Raw genomic sequence first — 16,393 nt, 5'->3', positions numbered from 1 at the left:
ACACTTCTATGGGCCTAGGGATGGGGTGAGCGGTGACGATGCCCGAACGCGATGAGCCGACCGGCGCACTGGTCAGACCGTACGCCGTGACCCGTGGCCGGACCCGGCCCAAGCTTGAGATCGCGCTGGAAGCGCTCGTCGAGACCACCGTCCGCGGCCGTTCCACCGGGACCGGCAGGGGCGGGAGCGAACACCAGTACATCGCGGCGATGTGCGACGGCGGCAGAGTGCAGTCGCTGGCCGAAATCGCCGCACGCATGCAACTGCCGCTCGGGGTGGCTCGAGTGATCGTCGCCGACATGGCCCACGACGGCCTGGTGGCGGTCTACGAGCCGACATCCCTGGAGGATGAAACCGATGCGGTGGGTACGGAACTGCTGGAAAGGGTGCTGAGTGGACTTCGCAGGCTCTGACATGTCGCGCCGGCCGACCGCCGGACGCGTGACATCGGCGAAGATTGTAATCGCCGGTGGGTTCGGCGTCGGTAAGACGACGCTGGTGGGGTCCGTCTCGGAGATCACCCCGCTGACCACGGAGGCGATCATGACCTCCGCGGGCGTGGGCGTCGACGACAACCGGCAAGTGCCGGGTAAGACGACCACCACGGTGGCGATGGACTTCGGCCGCATCAGCATCGATCGCGACCTGATCCTGTACCTGTTCGGCACGCCTGGCCAGACGCGGTTCTGGTTCATGTGGGACGAGCTGGTCCGGGGTGCGATCGGTGCGGTCGTCATGGTGGACACGCGTCGGCTCGCCGACTGCTTCGCCGCCATCGACTTCTTCGAGCACCGGCGGCTGCCGTACCTGGTAGCCATCAACTGCTTCGACGGCATGCAGTACCACAACGCCCAGGACGTTCGCGACGCCCTCGCGATCTCCAGCGACGTGCCGGTGGTGAGTTGCGACGCCCGCAACCGCGAATCGACGAAGAACGTGCTGATCTCGCTGGTCGAGTACGTTCTCACGATGCGCCGGTCGCGTGCGGTAGCGCCCGCCTGACAGTCGGTCGAAAGTCCCGCTCTGTGCGACAGAGCGGGACTTTTGCATGCCCGGAGCTTCCTCATCTTCAGGAGGGTGCTTCCTCGGCTGTCGCGGGCGGTGCTTTATCGGCTTTCGTGAGCGTGCTTCCTCGGCTAGGAAGGACGAATGGCTGGCGAAGTAACCATTCCCCTGTTGCCCTGCGCGTCCATCGATGACCTGGCCGACTTCTACCGCGCCCTCGGCTTCGAAGTGACCTACCGGCAGACGAAGCCAAACCCCTACGTGGCGCTGCGGCGCGAGGACCTGAACCTGCACTTCTTCGGGCTGCCGGACTTTGATCCGGAGCGGTCGTACGGTACCTGTCTGGTCCAGGCGGAGGACATCGGTGCCCTTCACGCGGCCTTCGCGAAGGGGCTGCGGGAGCGGTATGGCAAGGTGCTGGTTTCGGGCATTCCCCGGATGACGCGGCCGAGGCCCAAGAAAAACATGGACGGTCTGACCGGCTTCAGCGTCATCGACCCTGGCGGGAACTGGATCCGCATCACTGCCAAGCCCGGCTCGCCCGCCGCCCAGCCCGGCCCGTCCGCCCCCGCGGTTGCCGGGCGGCTCGCCGCCGCGCTGGAGAACGCCGTCGTTCAGGGCGACAACCGGGGAGACCACGGTCAGGCCGCGAAGATTCTCGACGGTGCTCTGCGCCGCGCGGATGCCGCCGACGATCCGGCGGTGGAGGTCCAGGCCGTGGTCTACCGTGCCGAGCTGGCCCTGGCCATGAACGATTCGCGGAAGGCCGCCGAGATGTTGACGCGAGCCCGGGCGATCGAGCTGACACCGGCAGAGCGCCGCCGCGCGGAGGCGGCATTGCAGACGGCGGAAGAACTCACCCATTCCCTCGACGCCGAGTAGCCCGACTGCTGGGGAACCGCCGGCTTCCGAGCCCATAGGGCGCCGAACCCGCTGAACGGGAGGCTAAGCGCCGAATGTCCCAGGGATGCCGCCGAGGCTAGGCCTTGAAGGCTAAGCCCCGGAAATCCGCTCTGAGCCTGGATCGCCCCCGAGCTGGATATGCCCGAGTCGGGTCGCGTCAGCGGCTGGGGTAGCCCGCGTTGCGGTAGTCCTCGACTTCCTGGCCGTCGCGGCTGAAGTCCCAGCCGCCCGCCGCCTCGCGTCCGGGGCGTCCGCCGATCGCGTAGCCGCCGATTTCCTGGCCGCGACGCCAGCCGCGGAAGTAGCCGGTGGTGTGTGCCGCGATGCTGGCCGCGTCGCGGACGATCCGCAGCGGACGCTCCTCGCGCAGGGGAGAGCCCGGCACCAGGTTTGCCTGTGGGACGCGCTTGGGCAGGCCCGCCGAGGTTTCCGCGGTCACCTCCGGCGCCGAGGCCTTCTCGGCCGCGCGCCAGCCGGTGTCCATCGGGCTGGTCCAGTCGAGGTCGGCGGCCGACGATGTCGAGGACTCGTCGTGGCCGGTGAACCAGGCCGAACGGGCCGCCGCGAAGATCAGCAGGTCGCCGTCGCCCTCGGCGGGGACCGGCGGGGTGGTGCTGCGGTCCAGGGCGGTCAGCGTCGGCGCGGCGCGGCGCACCGGCGCTCGGCCGTTGCGACCGCCGCGGTCGTCGACCAGGCGCAGGGACGGCGGTTCGGTGATGGCCGCGAGGTCTGCCGAGGCGTTGGCGAGGCCGGATTCGACCAGGCGCAGGGCCGGCGGCTCCTTGGGCATGTCCTGCCATGGCGGCTTGACGCGACCGTCGGCGGGCGAGCCGCTCACCGAAGCGGCCGGCAGGGTGGCCGCCGGAGTGGCCGGGGGGCCGGCCGGTTCGTCGCTGTTGAGCAGCGGCCAGTTGGCGCGTGAGCCCGGCTCCGGAGTCTCCGAGGCCGACCGCTGGACGGGCATGGGCAGCGAGTAGTCGGTCGCGCCGTTCGCCGCTGGCGGTGCGCCGTTGCGGGTGCTGGGCGGAATGACCGTGCGCTGCCGTTCGGCGCGGGCGCTGCTCATCGCGGCGTTGGTCAGGGTCGGGCGGAACGGCTGCCCGGAGTCGGCCGGGGGCACCGAGGACGGGCGCGTACCCGGGGTGATCGGGGTCATTCCCGGCGGCGGTGGCGGCACCGAGACCGGGCGACTGGCCGGGCCCGGGTTCGGGACACGGGCCGGCAGGCTGGCGGCCGGGGCCACCGGAGGCGGCGTCACCGGACGCGGCGCCAGCGGCGGCGGCATGATCGGCTCTGGCGCGACCGGCGGGGAGGTCAGCGGGCGGGGCGTCGCCGGGCCGTTGCCGGAGACGGCGGGCTCGGGACGGCCGCGGCGGCCCATGCGCGCCGCCGCGCTGGCGGTGCGGGTGGGCAGGCTCGCGGCGTCCGGCTCGGTGGCCCGGCGGGAACCCGCCTGACGGCGACCCTGGCTGCCGGCCTGCTGGCTGACCCGGGCGGCGAGGGTGCCGACCAGGGCTTCGCAGGCCGCGTCGCAGGACCGGACCGCGGCGACCGCGTGCCGGACCGTGTCGGCGGCGGCCGGGGCGAGTGCCTTGTTGACGCCGCCTCGGCGGGGCGACTCGTTGATCGCCACGACCAGCGCGGTGACCGCCGATACGACCTGGTCCTCGGTGCCGGCGCCGGCGCGGGTCAGCTCGACGGCGACCTCTTCGGCAACTCCCTCGGCGTCCTTGCCGCGGCTGGTGAGGCGGCCGGGCTCCGGGAGCGCGTCCAGCACGGCCAGGGCCAGCGGGTGGGCGGGATCCGGGTACGCCCGCAGCGCCGCCGGATACAGCTCCCGCAGCACCTCGCGCAGGGCGATCGAGGCGGAATGCCGGCCGTTGAGCATGGCGATGTGGGCGGCGAGCACGGGCTTGTAGCTGACCAGCTCGCGCGGGGCCGGGATCGTGACGGCCGCGATGGCGCCGGCCTGGAGCGCGCGGGCGAGGCCCACGGCGCGACGGGCGGCGGGCGGCGCGGCGATCTCCTCGGGGGAGTCGTCGTCGGAGAAGCGCTCGGCGAAGTCGTCGGCGGAGTCGTCGTCGGCCACCACGAGGGGGCGTCCGGCGGCGGTCAGCAGCGAGGTGACCATGTGGTCGTCGCTGTCGGCGGCTACCGCGGCCTCGGCGAAGCCACTCGTCCTCTCCACGAGCAGCGTCCCGAGCTGGGCGTACCCGGCAGGGTCGTCACTGATCTCGTGGACGCCGAGCAGCCGCCCCGCGTCGTCCACCACGGCGATGGTCAGTGCCGATCCGGCCGAGGCCGTGCGCACCGTCTCATCAGCCGACGCCAGACCGCAGTACACGCGCACGAGCGCCACGGCGTCGTCCTCCTCCCCAGGTGAGGGTTGTTCGGCCAACGACTGATGGTCCCTGGTGAGGGGTCAGTCGCGCCAGTCCACAGCGGCAGAGATCTTGCCGATGACCGAACGCCAACCCAGACTCGCCTGCTGTGCACCGATTTTACGGAGCTTGCGGCGGCCGAAGAAACCGCCCATTCCGCCACTTTCCGCGGACCGCAGGGACTCATCCAGGTCGTCGAGTGGCGATCCGGGAGCCAACGCCAGGATCACGGGCTTCAGGCGCAACGCGTGACCCAGGTCGCGGGCCACCTCGCCCGCGGCGATGAGCAGCGGCAGGTCCCATGTGTCGTGACCGCCACGCAGGTTCTCCACCACGAGGTCGAGCTCGTAGCGATCCTCCGGCAGCGGGTCGATGTCGGTCGACTGTACCCGCTCGGCCACGGTCGCCCAGGTGTCGAGTTGCGCCAGGTCGTGCGGGGCACCCGATCGAATGAAGGCGACCAGCGACTCGGGGGACTTGAAGGCCAGCAGTTTGCCGCGGTGGCTCAGGAAGACGGGTACGTCCTCATCCTCCGGTTGGCTGTCGGCCTCCTCCACCACGTCGTCCTTGAAGTCCTCGGGGTCCGGCTCCTCGACGACTTCGCCGTCCTCGTTGCGCAGGACCTCGCCGGCCTTGCGGTCCTTCGGGTCGGCTTCCCCCTCGGCGACCAGCGCGGAGAACTCGTCGTCGACGATCACGCCCTCTTCCTCGGCCGCGCGCGCGGCCGCGGCGCGTTCACGCGCCTCGAACGGGTCGTCCTCGTCGACCTCGATCTCGGTGGGGACGAGCTCCGAGGACTTCCGGTGCGCCCGCAGGGTCAGCGCGACGCCACCCGGCATGGCGATCTCCACCGGCGAGACCCGGACGTCGTCCCAGAGCGCACGGCCTGAGAGGCCTCCCTTGGCCGACGAGGTTTCTGCGGCCTCTTCGGGCGACTGGCTGGCCACACTGACCTCCGGGTTGGTTCTCGCGAGCTGTTCGGACGGGTGAGTCTGGGCACACACCTTAGTGGTCCAACCTGGAAGCAGGCCGACCGCGGTCGGAAACACCCCTCCCGCGGGTCAGAAGCCCTTCGGGTGCCAGACGGTCTTGGTCTCCAGCAATGCCGTCATCGCACCCAGACCCGGGTCGGCGGTGAAGTCGGGCTCCGAGACCGGCGGGCGGACGACCCGCTTGAGGCTGCCGGCGGCGGACCGTTCCAGGTCGGCGGCGAGCGCCGGGTCGGTCACGCCGGTCAGGTCGAGCGCGTTCACATCGTCGTGCGAAGCCAGCCAGGGCGCGGTCTCGGCGGCGTGGCCGGTGAGGATGTTGACGACCCCACCCGGCACGTCCGAGGTGGCCAGAACCTCGGCGAGGGTGATGGCGGCCTGCGGTGCGGCGGCGAGCACCACCACGGTGTTGCCGCTGACGATCGCCGGGGCGATCACGCTGACCAGGCCGAGGAAGGACGGCGGTGCCACCACCGCGACAACCCCGGTGGGCTCGGGCGCCGAGATGTTGAAGAACGGGCCGGCGACCGGGTTGGCCCCGCCGTGCACCTGGGCGATCTTGTCGGCCCAGCCGGCGTACCAGACCCAGCGGTCGATGGCGGCGTCCACCTCGGCGGCCGGCACGCCCCGGGCGACGAACTCCGCGTGACGCGCCTCGAGCATCTCCGCGACGCGATAGAGCACTTGTCCCCGGTTGTAGGCGGTCGCTCCGGCCCACTTGGGCTGTGCCTTGCGTGCCGCGACGACGGCGTCCCGCGCGTCCTTGCGGGAGGCGAGCGCGACGTTGTCGCCGTCCACGAGATAGGTCCGTCCTGATTCGCTGCGCGGGAACGCCCCGCCGATGAAGAGCTTGTAGGTCTTACGGACCGCCAGCCGCCCGGGCGTGCCGGCCGTCCCGGCGGTCGCGACGGCGGGGACGGCCGCGGTGGAACCGGCCCGGACCGCGGACGACCGTCTGACCGCGACGGCCTTGCCGGCCGCCACGGTGCCGGGCTTGCGCGAGCGGGACGAGGAAGATTCAGGCAAGGTACGCCTCCAGACCGTGGCGGCCGCCCTCACGGCCGTATCCGGACTCCTTGTAACCCCCGAAGGGCGAGGTCGGGTCGAACTTGTTGAACGTGTTGGCCCACACCACGCCCGCGCGCAGCTTGTCGGCCACGGCGAGGATCTGGGAGCCCTTCTCGGTCCAGATGCCGGCCGACAATCCGTACGGCGTGTTGTTGGCCTTCTCGATCGCCTCGGCGGGGGTGCGGAAGGTCAGCACCGACAGCACCGGACCGAAGATCTCCTCCCGGGCGATCCGGTGCGCCTGGGTGACCCCGGTGAAGATCGTCGGGGCGAACCAGAAGCCCTGCGCCGGCAGCTCGCACGGCGGTGACCAGCGCTCGGCACCCTCCTCGGCGCCGATGTCGGAGAGCGTACGGATGCGCTCCAGCTGCTCCGCCGAGTTGATCGCGCCGATGTCTGTGTTCTTGTCCAGCGGATCGCCGACCCGCAGGGTGGCCATCCGGCGCTTGAGCGCCTCGATCACCTCGTCGTAGACGGACTCCTGGATGAGCAGCCGCGAACCGGCGCAGCAGACGTGCCCCTGGTTGAAGAAGATGCCGTTGACGATGCCCTCGACGGCCTGGTCGATCGGCGCGTCGTCGAACACGATGTTGGCCGCCTTGCCGCCGAGCTCCAGGGTGAGGCGCTTGCGGGTGCCGGCGATCGAGCGGGCTATCTGGCGACCGACCTCGGTGGAACCGGTGAACGCCACCTTGTCGACCCCGGGGTGCTCGACCAGGGTGCGGCCGGTCTCGCCGGCGCCGGTGACGATGTTGACCACACCGGCCGGCAGGTCGGCCTGGCGGCAGACGTCGGCGAAGAACAGCGCCGACAGGGGCGTGGTCTCGGCCGGCTTGAGCACGACCGTATTGCCGGTGGCCAGCGCTGGGGCGATCTTCCACGCGAGCATGAGCATCGGGAAATTCCACGGGATGACCTGCGCGGCGACGCCGAGCGGCCGGGGGTCGTCGCCGAAGCCCGCATGCCTGAGCTTGTCGGCCCAGCCGGCGTAGTAGAAGAAGTGCGCCGCGGCGAGCGGAAGATCGACGTCGCGAGACTCCCGGATCGGTTTGCCGTTGTCGAGCGACTCGAGCACCGCCAGCTCGCGGGAGCGCTCCTGGATGATCCGGGCGATGCGGAAGAGGAATTTGGCGCGCTCGGCGCCGGGCAGCGCGGACCAGGTCCCGGCCGCGCGCCGGGCGGCGGCCACGGCCCGGTCGACGTCTTCGGGTCCCGCGGTGGAGACCTCGGCCAGCACCTCCTCGGTCGCCGGGTTCACGGTCTTGAAGACCCCGCCAGAGGACGCCGGCGGCACGAACTCACCGTCGATGAAGAGACCGTACGAGGGTGCGATGTCGACGACCGAGCGAGACTCGGGCGCGGGGGCGTATTCGAACATTTCTACCGGTTTCTCCTCGCAGTGCGGCGGAGCCGCTTCTAGCCGGCTCAGTCCAGCGTGAAGTAGTCAGGGCCCGCGTAGTGGCCGGTGGCGAACTTGGTCCGCTGCATCAGCAGATCGTTGAGCAGCGAGGAGGCGCCGAAACGGAACCAGTCCGGGTCGAGCCAGTCGTCGCCGACGGTCTCGTTGATCATCACCAGGTACTTGATCGCGTCCTTCGTGGTGCGGATGCCGCCGGCGGGCTTGACCCCGATCTGCCGGCCCGTCCGGGCCCGGAAGTCGCGGACCGCCTCCAGCATCACGAGCGTGACCGGCAGGGTTGCCGCGACCGGCACCTTGCCCGTGGAGGTCTTGATGAAGTCGGCACCGGCCAGCATCGCCAGCCAGGAAGCGCGGCGGACGTTGTCGTACGTCCCCAGCTCGCCCGTCTCGAGGATCACCTTGAGATGCGCGGAACCGCACGCCTGCTTCACCGCGACGATCTCGTCGAACACGTGGTCGTAGCGTCCGGCGAGGAACGCGCCCCGGCTGATCACCATGTCGATCTCGTCGGCGCCGGCGGCGACCGCGTCACGGGTGTCGGCGAGCTTGACGTCGAGCGGCGCCTGGCCGGACGGGAAAGCGGTGGCCACGCTCGCCAGGTGAACGCCGGTGCCGCGCAGCACCTCGGCGGCGACCGGGACCATCGCGGGGTAGACGCAGACCGCGGCGACGCTGGGACAGCTCGGGTCCGCCGGATCGGGCCGCAGTGCCTTGGCGGACAGCGCGCGCACCTTGCCGGGTGTGTCGGCGCCCTCGAGGGTGGTCAGGTCGACCATGCGGATCGCGAGGTCGATGGCCGCCAGCTTGGCGCTGGTCTTCACCGACCGGGTGCCGAGCGCCGCCGCCCGCGCCTCGACGCCGACCTTGTCGACCCCGGGCAGTCCGTGCAGGAAAGACCGGAGGTTGAAGGAGGAATCGGACAGTGAGGACAGCCTCGACGTCGTCGTCGCAGTCATGAAAGGGATTCTACGCGGCCCACCGACAGTTGATCTTGAAATACCCCGGTAGGTTGAGCCACGTGGACGTACTTGTTGTTGATCACCCGCTGGCCCAGACCCGACTCACCGTCATGCGCGACGCCCAGACGGACTCCGGCGTGTTCCGTGCCGCCCTGCACGAACTCACCACCATGGTCGTGTACGAAGCCGCCCGCTCCTTCTCCGTCGAGCAGTTCCCGATCAGCACCCCGGTCGCGCCGACCCAGGGCACCCGGCTCGCCAACCCGCCACTGATCGTGCCCGTGCTGCGCGCGGGCCTCGGCATGGCCGACTCCGCGCTGGCCCTGCTCCCCGAATCGTCCATGGGCTTCGTCGGCCTCGCCCGCGACGAAGACACCTACGAGCCGCGCGCCTACATGGAGTCCCTGCCGGGCGACCTCTCCGGCCTGCCGGTGCTCGTCCTCGACCCGATGGTGGCGACCGGCGGCTCACTGGTGCACTGCTGCCAACTCCTCGTCGACCGCGGCTGCACCGACGTGACCATCTGCTGCGTGCTCGCCGCACCCGAGGGCATCCAACGCCTGAAGGACTCCGGCCTCCCGCTGCGCCTGGTGACCGCGAGCATCGACGAAGGCCTGAACGACAAGATGTACATCGTCCCCGGCCTCGGCGACGCGGGCGACCGCCAATTCGGCGGGATGCCCAGGTTCTGATCCCGGCTGGGCTGCTGATCCCGGCTCCGCCGGGATGGGGATTTGCGCCCCGGGAGGTCGGTGTCGAGGACGCCAAAACAGACCACGGCAAAGGGCGCCTAGTCTGTTTTGGCGCCCTCGACACCGACGGGCGCAAATCCGAGTTGGGTTGCGGTTACTTCCCCGGGGGTCTCAGGTGCGTTCCCGGGCGCCTTAGGTTGCGGCCATCCCGGGGGTTAGCGCTCCAGGAAGGTGAAGAGGGCTTCCCAGCGGTCGATGATGGAGTCGGGGGAGAAGCGGCGGACGGATTGCCGGCCGGCTGATCCGAGGCGTTTGCGGAGGTCGGCGTCCTTGATGAGGCGTTCGAGGGCGGTGGCCATGCCGAGGATGTTGCCGGCCGTGATGACGATTCCGCCGCTGATCTCGTCGTCGATCAGTTCGCGGATGCCGGGGGCGCAGTCGAAGGCGACGGTTGGTAGGCCGTAGGCCATAGCCTCCATGACGGCGATGGGGAAGCCCTCCTCGCGGGAGGGCAGGGCGTAGATGGACGCGGCGGAGAGCGCGGCGTCGATGTTGGTGGTCTTGCCCTGGAAGATCGGCTTGTCGTCGAGGCCCAGTTCGCGGGCCTGAGCCCGGAGCTGCTCCTCGTCGGGGCCCGCGCCGAAGACCTTCAGGTTCCAGTCCGGGTGCTGCGACGCGACGAGTGCCCATGCCTCGAGCAGCATGTCGATGCCCTTGTCGTGGGAGAGCCGGCGGAGGGTGACCACCGTTTTCTCGTCCAGCGTCGGCAGGGTCGCCGGCACGGTCATCAGCGGGTTCGGCATGGCGCCGACGTTGGTCATGCCGGCGCGGGCCCAGGCGTCCGCGTCGGCGTCGGTCAGGGCCAGGTGGATGTCGGCCTGGGTGTAGTACTCGAGGACGCGGGCGTAGCGGCTGCTGTTGCGGGACGCCTCGAAGGACTCGTGGGACATTCCCACCACCACCATGTCCGTGGTGTAGGCCCGCACGACCCACTCCATCGCCCAGATCTGGGCGGCGATCACCACGGCGCCGGGGCCGGCCTCCTTGAACAGCGCGGTCAGCTGCCGGGCGCCCCGCTCCTGGAGCGACTCGCGCAGGCGGTTGCGCCTGCGGACCGCCGGATTGAGCCGGTCGAGACCCACCATCTTGCGACGCCGGGGCAGGTGATGGTCGTGCAGCGTGATCGTCGGGTACGGCAGATCCGACCCGTAGTCGCGCGCCTCCGTGGCGGGCTCGACGCCGATCAACCGGACCCGGTGGCCGCGGGCGGTGAAGAGCTTCGCGACGTCGTGCGCCCACTGGACCAGGCCGCCGAGCTCGTTGACGCTGTTGCAGACGATGAAGATGTCACGGGTCTCAGCCACGGCGTCCTCCCGGACGGAAGAAGCGGTCGACGATGGCCTTGGCGGCGTTCCCCGTGTCGTACTCGCCGTACTGGGCGACGAAGTTCTTGCGCTGATCGCTGTAGCGGCCGGCGAGCTGATCGAGGTCGGCGATCGCGGTGAGTAGGTCGTCGGAGGTCCGGGTCAACGGTCCGGGCGCGACGGTGGCCAGGTCGAAGTAGGAGCCGCGGCTGCTGCCGACGTAGTCGTCGTAGTCGGGCACGTGGAAGATCATCGGCCGGTTCAGCAGCGCGTAGTCGAACATCAGCGACGAGTAGTCGGTGATCAGCGCGTCCGAGATTTCCAGCAGCGGCGTCACGTCGTGGACGTGTGCCGCGTTACGTACGGTGTGACCGTACTTCGGGGGAAGGGCGAAGTGGGTCAGGTAGTGCGGCCGGACGAGCAGCACGGTGTTACCGCCGAAACGCTCGACGAACTCGTCGAGGGAGAACGGCAACTGCAGTCCTGATGACCCCCGCCCGAGCTCCTGCGGACGGAACGTGGGTGCGTAGAGCACGACCCGGCGGCTGTCCGCCAAGCCGAGCGATCGGCGCAGCTCCGCGGCCTCGGCCCTGTCCTCGTGCCGCACGAGCGCGTCGTTGCGGGGGTAGCCCACCCGCATCAGCTCGGCGTCGACGCGCAGGCCCTTGGTCAGGGTGCGTACGTCGTGCTCGGAGCGCACCAGGAACACGTCGAACCGGTCGATCGCGTTCTTCAGGCGCCGCTGCTGGGCCGCCGTCTGGCTCTTGATGGTCGCCTCGTCGAAGCCCATCCGCTTGAACGCCGACCCGTGCCAGGTCTGGATGTACGTGGTGCCCCGGCGCTTCTTGATGTCGAACGGGAAGCCCTGGTTGTCCACCCAGAAGGCGGCACGACCGAGCTCCCGCAGGTACGCCAGCGACTGCCGGCGTACCAGCTTCACGCCCGCGGGGAAGCCCGTCGGGTGCTTGCCGGCGTAGGACCAGACGGCCCGGAAGTCGACCCCGGCCCGCTTGAGCTCCTCGTAGATCGCCCGGGGGCTGTCCGAGAACTGCTTGCCCATGTGGCTTTCGAAGACCACGGTCCGCTTGTCGATCGGCACCCGCGTGAACACGTTCTCGTAGAGCGCCATCTTGGTGGTTCGGCGCTCGAGCAGGGCGCGGGTCTCGCGTTGCAGGCCGCGGACCGCGTTCCAGGCGCGTCCGCCCAGACCCGTCGCGCGCAGCCGGCAGATGGTGGAACTGCCGACGACGGCCGCGCGTCCGGCCGCCCCCAGCCGCAGCCCGACGGAGTAGGCGTCGGTTCTGTAGGCCTGCAGGACGTCGGCGGCGAATCCGCTCAGCCGTGGGCGTACGGGAAGGACGAGCTTCTCCATCACGGACGGCTCGGCGAACAGATGCAGCTCGGTCGCGTCCTGCCCGGCGGTGAGGCGCAGCCGCATCGAGTAGAGGGGGTCGACGAAGCCGATCGGGCGCAGGGCCTTGGCGGGCGCGAACCGGGCCGTCCAGCGCACCCTGGTCGCGTCGACGTCGAGGCTCACCGGCACCGAGAACGTGCGTCGCGACGCACGCCGATCCCGGAAGACGAGCTTGGCCTTGGTCTTCCCGGCGGGGATTCGGCCCAACGGGTTGATGAGGACGCCCTCGAGGGTCATCTCGTCGCCAGAGGCCCGGACGTCGAGGATCTTGCTGCCCAGTTTTAGTTTGGACAGCGGGAGATCCTGGAGGCCGAGCGAGGTGACGTCGAGAATCTGGCGGCCCAGCGGGTCGTCCAGGTGGCGGTCGCACCAGAACACCCGGCCGTCGTGGATGGTGAGATCGGTCCTCAGGAACGCCCGGTGACTCCTGCTCACCATGTAGTCGTGCACGATGGCGACGCCGGCGTAGTCGCCCTCGCGCGCCAGGTAGGCGGCGACGGCCGGCAGCGGCTTGGCCTGCCGGAACGCCTCCGGATCGAGCGTCGCGAGGTACGGCCGGGCGATGTCGACCAACCTCCGCTGCGTCTCCTCCGGCAACTGGCTCAGCCCGGAGAGATGCGTCCGCAGGTCGTTCTCGATGAACCGCACGTCCTTCTGCAGCCGCAGCTCGTCGGTGCCGTACTCGACGAGGAGCTTGTCGATCTCCTGGGCGACGGCGATGCGGTCGATGAGGTTGCGCTGGTCGCCGGAGCGGTTCGTGACGGACAGCGTGGCGGCCTTGCGCTCCACGTTCCACGTGTAGATGCGCTGCGGGATCACCGCGATCTTCTTCGCGGTGAGGTAGGCGTGGGCCGAGAACAGGTTGTCCTCGTAGAGGCGCCCCTCGGGAAAGCGGAGGTTTTCCCGGGTGAGGAAGTCGTGGCGGTAGAGCTTGTTCGTCGACAGCACGTCGTAGAGCAGGTCGGGCTGGTCGCAGAGCGACTCGTGCACCACCTGGTTCTGCACGAGCCACGGCATCCAGGAGTGCTCGCTGCCGCTCAGGACGTCCCTGCGTACGCACCGGCCGATGACAAGGTCGGCGCCGGAGCGTTCGGCCATCGCCAGCAGATTGCGGCAGGCGTGCGGGTCGAGCGTGTCGTCGCTGTCCAGGAACATGACGTAACGCCCGGCGGCGTGCTCGATGCCGACGTTGCGGGGACGGCCGGCGGCGCCGGAGTTGGCCTCCAGCCGCAGCGAACGGACGCGATCCGGATATTCCGCGGCGAGTCGCCCCACCACCGCGGGGGTGCCGTCGGAGCTGTAGTCGTCGACGACGACGACCTCGTGACTGCGCAACGACTGGTCGAGCACCGAGCGGACCGCCGTCTCGACGCGCGCGGCGTCGTTGTAGACGACCACGATGACCGTGACATCGGGCCGGGGAGTTGGCGAGGTCACGGGAAACCTACCTTCCGGGTCGTCTGGGGGCTCGCCAGTCGCCTCGGGTGATCGCCGCGGAGCGGGACGAGCGACCGGGCGGTCGCGTGCCGTCGGGCGCATCACCGTGAGGCATCGACGCGCTGAGCGCAGGACGTGCAGCATGCTCGGCGTGCCAGCATCAGACTACAGCCGGTGAGCGGCGCGGAGGCCCGCGAGCGGTGCCGTTCCCGGTTTTTCGGACACCGTGTGCGACCTGGCACAAGACGGATTTCGGGCGGAAGATTGCCGGCCGCGCCCGGGACGCGGGACTGTACCCCGACCACTATCCTCGTGAGCCATGACCTCCATCCCTCTCGCCGAGGAGCTCCTCCTCCTGGCGTATGACGACCAGACCGGCAAGGCGACCGGTTCCCGCATCGGGCTCGACCTCGGCATGGCCGCGGCCGTACTGGTCGATCTCGCGTTGGCGGGGCGGATCGCGTACGTCGACGGCTTCCTCAAGGTGACCGACCCCACGCCGATCGGTGAGCCGATCGCGGACGCGGTCCTGGCGCGGGCCGCGGCCGACGAGCCGCACACGCCCGCGCAGTGGGTGCAACGACTGCGCCACCGGCTGCGGACCCGGGTGCTCGAGGACCTGGTGGCCCGCGGCGTGGTGTGCGACGTCGACGAGACCGCGCTCGGCGTCATCCACGTGCACCGCTACCCGACGACCGACCCCGCCTACGAGGCGGAGATCCGGCGACGGCTGGCGGAGGCTCTGACCAGCAACGACATCCCGGACGAGCGGACCGCCGCGCTGGCGACCCTGCTGTGTGCGTGCCGGATGGAGCCGGCGCTGCGGCTGCGTCCCGAGGAGGCGGGCCAGGCGCATCAGCGGCTTGAGGCGATCGCGTCCGGGGCCGGTTTCTCCGGCGGCGCCAACCTGGAGGACTCGATCGTGCGTCCGAGCGTCGCCCTGGTGGTCGCCACCCTGAGCCGGGCGATCCAGGCCGCGCTGGGCAACCCTAAGGTCGTCTGACCCGCGCCGCCGGCCGGGCGCTGCCACGCCCGGCCGACATCGACGCTCGCGCGGCTATGCGACGCCGAGCGTTGTCGCGATCTCGCTGCGTAGCGTGCGCAGGTTCTCGGCGGCCCGGGTACGGGCGGCCGACAGGTCACCGTCGGTGACCTCCGCGACCACTTCCAGGTACGCCTTGAGCTTCGGTTCCGTGCCGGACGGCCGGATGACGACCCGGGCGGTGTCGGTGCGGAACGTCAGCACGTCGTTGTCCGGCAGGAGGTCGAGCACCTCGGTCACCGGGGCACCGACCAGGGCGGCCGGCGGTTGCCGCCGTGCCCGGCTCATCGCCCGGCCGATGTCGGCCAGGTCGTCGACGCGGATCGACAGCTGATCGGTGGCGTGCACGCCGAACTCGACGGCCAACTCGTCCAGCCGGTCCGCGAGCGTGCGTCCCTCCACCTTGAGCGCGGCGGCCAGCTCGGCGACGGTCAGGGCGGCCGTGATGCCGTCCTTGTCGCGGACCAGGTCGGGAGCGACGCAGTAGCCCAGCGCCTCCTCGTAGCCGAACGCCAGATCCTCGGCGGCGCGCACGATCCATTTGAAGCCCGTCAGGGTCTCCGCGTACGGGACGCCGCGGGCTGCGCAGATCCGGCCCAGCAGCTGCGACGAGACGATCGTGGTGGCGTACGTGCCGGGTGTGCCCCGGCGCATGAGGTGGTCGGCGAGCAGGACGCCGAGCTCGTCGCCGCGCAGGGGGCGCCAGCCGTCCGCGGCGGGGATCGCCACCGCGCACCGGTCGGCGTCCGGGTCGTTGGCGACGGCCAGGTCGGCGGCCCGCTCGGTGGCCAGGGCCAGCAGCCCGTCCATCGCTCCCGGCTCCTCCGGGTTGGGAAACGCCACGGTGGGGAACTCGGGGTCGGGCGTCGCCTGGTTGGCGACCACCGCCGGCTCGTCGAAGCCCGCCGCAATGAACGCGGCCGTCAGCACCTCGCCGCCCACACCGTGCAGCGGCGTGTACGCGACCTTGAGCTCGCGGGCACCGGCCGGGATCACGGCGGCGGCGCTCTCGACGTACCCCCGGACGATGTCCTCGTCGAGGACCGTGCCGGGATCGCCGAGCTTGACGTCGGTCAGCGTGCCGACCGCCTGGATGGCGGCCTCGATGCCGGCGTCGGCGGGCGGCACGATCTGGCCCCCGGCGCCGCCCGGGCCGCCGAGCCGCACGCCCAGGTAGACCTTGTAGCCGTTGTCCTGCGGCGGGTTGTGGCTGGCGGTGACCATGACCCCGGCGACGGCGTCGAGCTTGCGGACCGCGTACGCCAGCACGGGCGTCGGCAGCGGGCGCGGGAGCACCAACGCCTCGCGTCCGGCGGCGGTGGCGACCCGGGCGGTCTGCTCGGCGAACTGGCGCGAGCCGTGCCGCGCGTCGTACCCGATGATCAGGGGTCCCTCGCCGCCCTGGGCGGCGAGCCAGCCGACCAGGCCGGCGGCGGCGCGGGTGACGACCGCGAGGTTCATGCCGTTCGGCCCGGCGCGCAGCCGGCCGCGGAGACCGGCGGTCCCGAAGGTCAGCGGGCCGGCGAACCGGTCGGCTAGCTCGGCGGCGCTGTCCGGGAGCCGGTCGAGCAGCGCGCGGATCTCCTCGCGGCCGGCCGGGTCGGGGTCGTCGGCCAGCCAGGTCTCGGCCAGCGTGCGAAGGTCGTCAGTTGCCATGCCATGTGGATAGCACGGCAACTGTCCCTACCTGCTCTTGCCCTTGGTTTTTGAGCCGGCGGG

General features: G+C 70.7%; 13 protein-coding genes. 5 read left to right on the top strand and 8 right to left on the bottom strand.

Features of this window, described 5'->3' with window-relative positions; genetic code table 11:
* Window positions 1-38 precede the first annotated feature (38 nt).
* From AB0M36_RS11020 to AB0M36_RS11010, 3 genes are all read left to right on the top strand, one after another.
* Complete coding sequence (locus AB0M36_RS11020) at window positions 39-413, top strand: DUF742 domain-containing protein (protein ID WP_071807367.1); 375 nt, start codon at window positions 39-41, stop codon at window positions 411-413.
* Between the two features lies 1 nt (window position 414).
* Window positions 415-1,002 (top strand): ATP/GTP-binding protein, encoded by a 588-nt coding sequence (locus AB0M36_RS11015; protein ID WP_041832917.1) that lies wholly within the window; start codon window positions 415-417, stop codon window positions 1,000-1,002.
* A gap of 147 nt (window positions 1,003-1,149) precedes the next feature.
* Window positions 1,150-1,887 (top strand): VOC family protein, encoded by a 738-nt coding sequence (locus AB0M36_RS11010; protein WP_364155293.1) that lies wholly within the window; start codon window positions 1,150-1,152, stop codon window positions 1,885-1,887.
* A 178-nt stretch (window positions 1,888-2,065) separates the two neighbouring features.
* On the opposite strand, the gene AB0M36_RS11005 is transcribed toward AB0M36_RS11010, so the two are convergent.
* From AB0M36_RS11005 to deoC, 5 genes are all read right to left on the bottom strand, one after another.
* Window positions 2,066-4,306, bottom strand: a complete 2,241-nt coding sequence (locus AB0M36_RS11005) for a transposase (protein WP_364155291.1) — start codon at window positions 4,304-4,306, stop codon at window positions 2,066-2,068.
* A gap of 24 nt (window positions 4,307-4,330) precedes the next feature.
* Window positions 4,331-5,236 (bottom strand): DNA primase, encoded by a 906-nt coding sequence (locus AB0M36_RS11000; RefSeq protein ID WP_364155289.1) that lies wholly within the window; start codon window positions 5,234-5,236, stop codon window positions 4,331-4,333.
* Between the two features lie 114 nt (window positions 5,237-5,350).
* A complete protein-coding gene (locus AB0M36_RS10995; RefSeq protein WP_364155428.1) occupies window positions 5,351-6,151 on the bottom strand; it encodes an aldehyde dehydrogenase family protein in 801 nt (266 codons plus the stop codon).
* A 145-nt stretch (window positions 6,152-6,296) separates the two neighbouring features.
* Entirely contained in the window at window positions 6,297-7,724 is a 1,428-nt protein-coding gene (locus AB0M36_RS10990) for an aldehyde dehydrogenase family protein (protein ID WP_364155287.1), read from the bottom strand.
* A gap of 47 nt (window positions 7,725-7,771) precedes the next feature.
* Entirely contained in the window at window positions 7,772-8,722 is a 951-nt protein-coding gene (gene deoC / locus AB0M36_RS10985) for a deoxyribose-phosphate aldolase (RefSeq protein ID WP_364155285.1), read from the bottom strand.
* A 62-nt stretch (window positions 8,723-8,784) separates the two neighbouring features.
* Between deoC and upp the strand changes: the two genes are divergently transcribed.
* Window positions 8,785-9,417, top strand: coding sequence for a uracil phosphoribosyltransferase (upp, locus tag AB0M36_RS10980; RefSeq protein ID WP_364155284.1), 633 nt, complete (start codon window positions 8,785-8,787; stop codon window positions 9,415-9,417).
* 215 nt (window positions 9,418-9,632) lie between these two features.
* On the opposite strand, the gene AB0M36_RS10975 is transcribed toward upp, so the two are convergent.
* Window positions 9,633-10,781: a glycosyltransferase gene (locus AB0M36_RS10975; protein ID WP_364155282.1), complete on the bottom strand. Its 1,149-nt coding sequence runs from the start codon at window positions 10,779-10,781 to the stop codon at window positions 9,633-9,635.
* Complete coding sequence (locus tag AB0M36_RS10970) at window positions 10,774-13,632, bottom strand: CDP-glycerol glycerophosphotransferase family protein (protein ID WP_364155280.1); 2,859 nt, start codon at window positions 13,630-13,632, stop codon at window positions 10,774-10,776. The genes AB0M36_RS10975 and AB0M36_RS10970 overlap by 8 nt, the downstream gene beginning before the upstream one ends.
* A gap of 319 nt (window positions 13,633-13,951) precedes the next feature.
* Between AB0M36_RS10970 and AB0M36_RS10965 the strand changes: the two genes are divergently transcribed.
* Entirely contained in the window at window positions 13,952-14,635 is a 684-nt protein-coding gene (locus AB0M36_RS10965; protein WP_364155278.1) for a GPP34 family phosphoprotein, read from the top strand.
* A gap of 54 nt (window positions 14,636-14,689) precedes the next feature.
* Here AB0M36_RS10965 and AB0M36_RS10960 read toward each other — a convergent pair whose 3' ends face one another.
* On the bottom strand, window positions 14,690-16,330 hold the full coding sequence (locus tag AB0M36_RS10960) for a phospho-sugar mutase (RefSeq protein ID WP_364155276.1): 1,641 nt from the start codon (window positions 16,328-16,330) through the stop codon (window positions 14,690-14,692).
* Between the last annotated feature and the right edge of the window lie 63 nt (window positions 16,331-16,393).

This window comes from Actinoplanes sp. NPDC051346 (genome assembly GCF_040682215.1).
GTDB lineage: Bacteria > Actinomycetota > Actinomycetes > Mycobacteriales > Micromonosporaceae > Actinoplanes.
Note: the sequence above shows the minus strand (reverse complement) of the source record. Positions and strands in the feature narration are given on the sequence as shown.

What these genes read in the sequence shown, in the direction of transcription:
- AB0M36_RS11020 (WP_071807367.1), top strand. Translation starts at nt 39, where the DNA reads ATGCCCGAACGCGATGAGCCGACCGGCGCACTGGTCAGACCGTACGCC.
- AB0M36_RS11015 (WP_041832917.1), top strand. Translation starts at nt 415, where the DNA reads ATGTCGCGCCGGCCGACCGCCGGACGCGTGACATCGGCGAAGATTGTA.
- AB0M36_RS11010 (WP_364155293.1), top strand. Translation starts at nt 1,150, where the DNA reads ATGGCTGGCGAAGTAACCATTCCCCTGTTGCCCTGCGCGTCCATCGAT.
- AB0M36_RS10990 (WP_364155287.1), bottom strand. Translation starts at nt 7,724, where the DNA reads ATGTTCGAATACGCCCCCGCGCCCGAGTCTCGCTCGGTCGTCGACATC.
- deoC (WP_364155285.1), bottom strand. Translation starts at nt 8,722, where the DNA reads ATGACTGCGACGACGACGTCGAGGCTGTCCTCACTGTCCGATTCCTCC.
- AB0M36_RS10965 (WP_364155278.1), top strand. Translation starts at nt 13,952, where the DNA reads ATGACCTCCATCCCTCTCGCCGAGGAGCTCCTCCTCCTGGCGTATGAC.
- AB0M36_RS10960 (WP_364155276.1), bottom strand. Translation starts at nt 16,330, where the DNA reads ATGGCAACTGACGACCTTCGCACGCTGGCCGAGACCTGGCTGGCCGAC.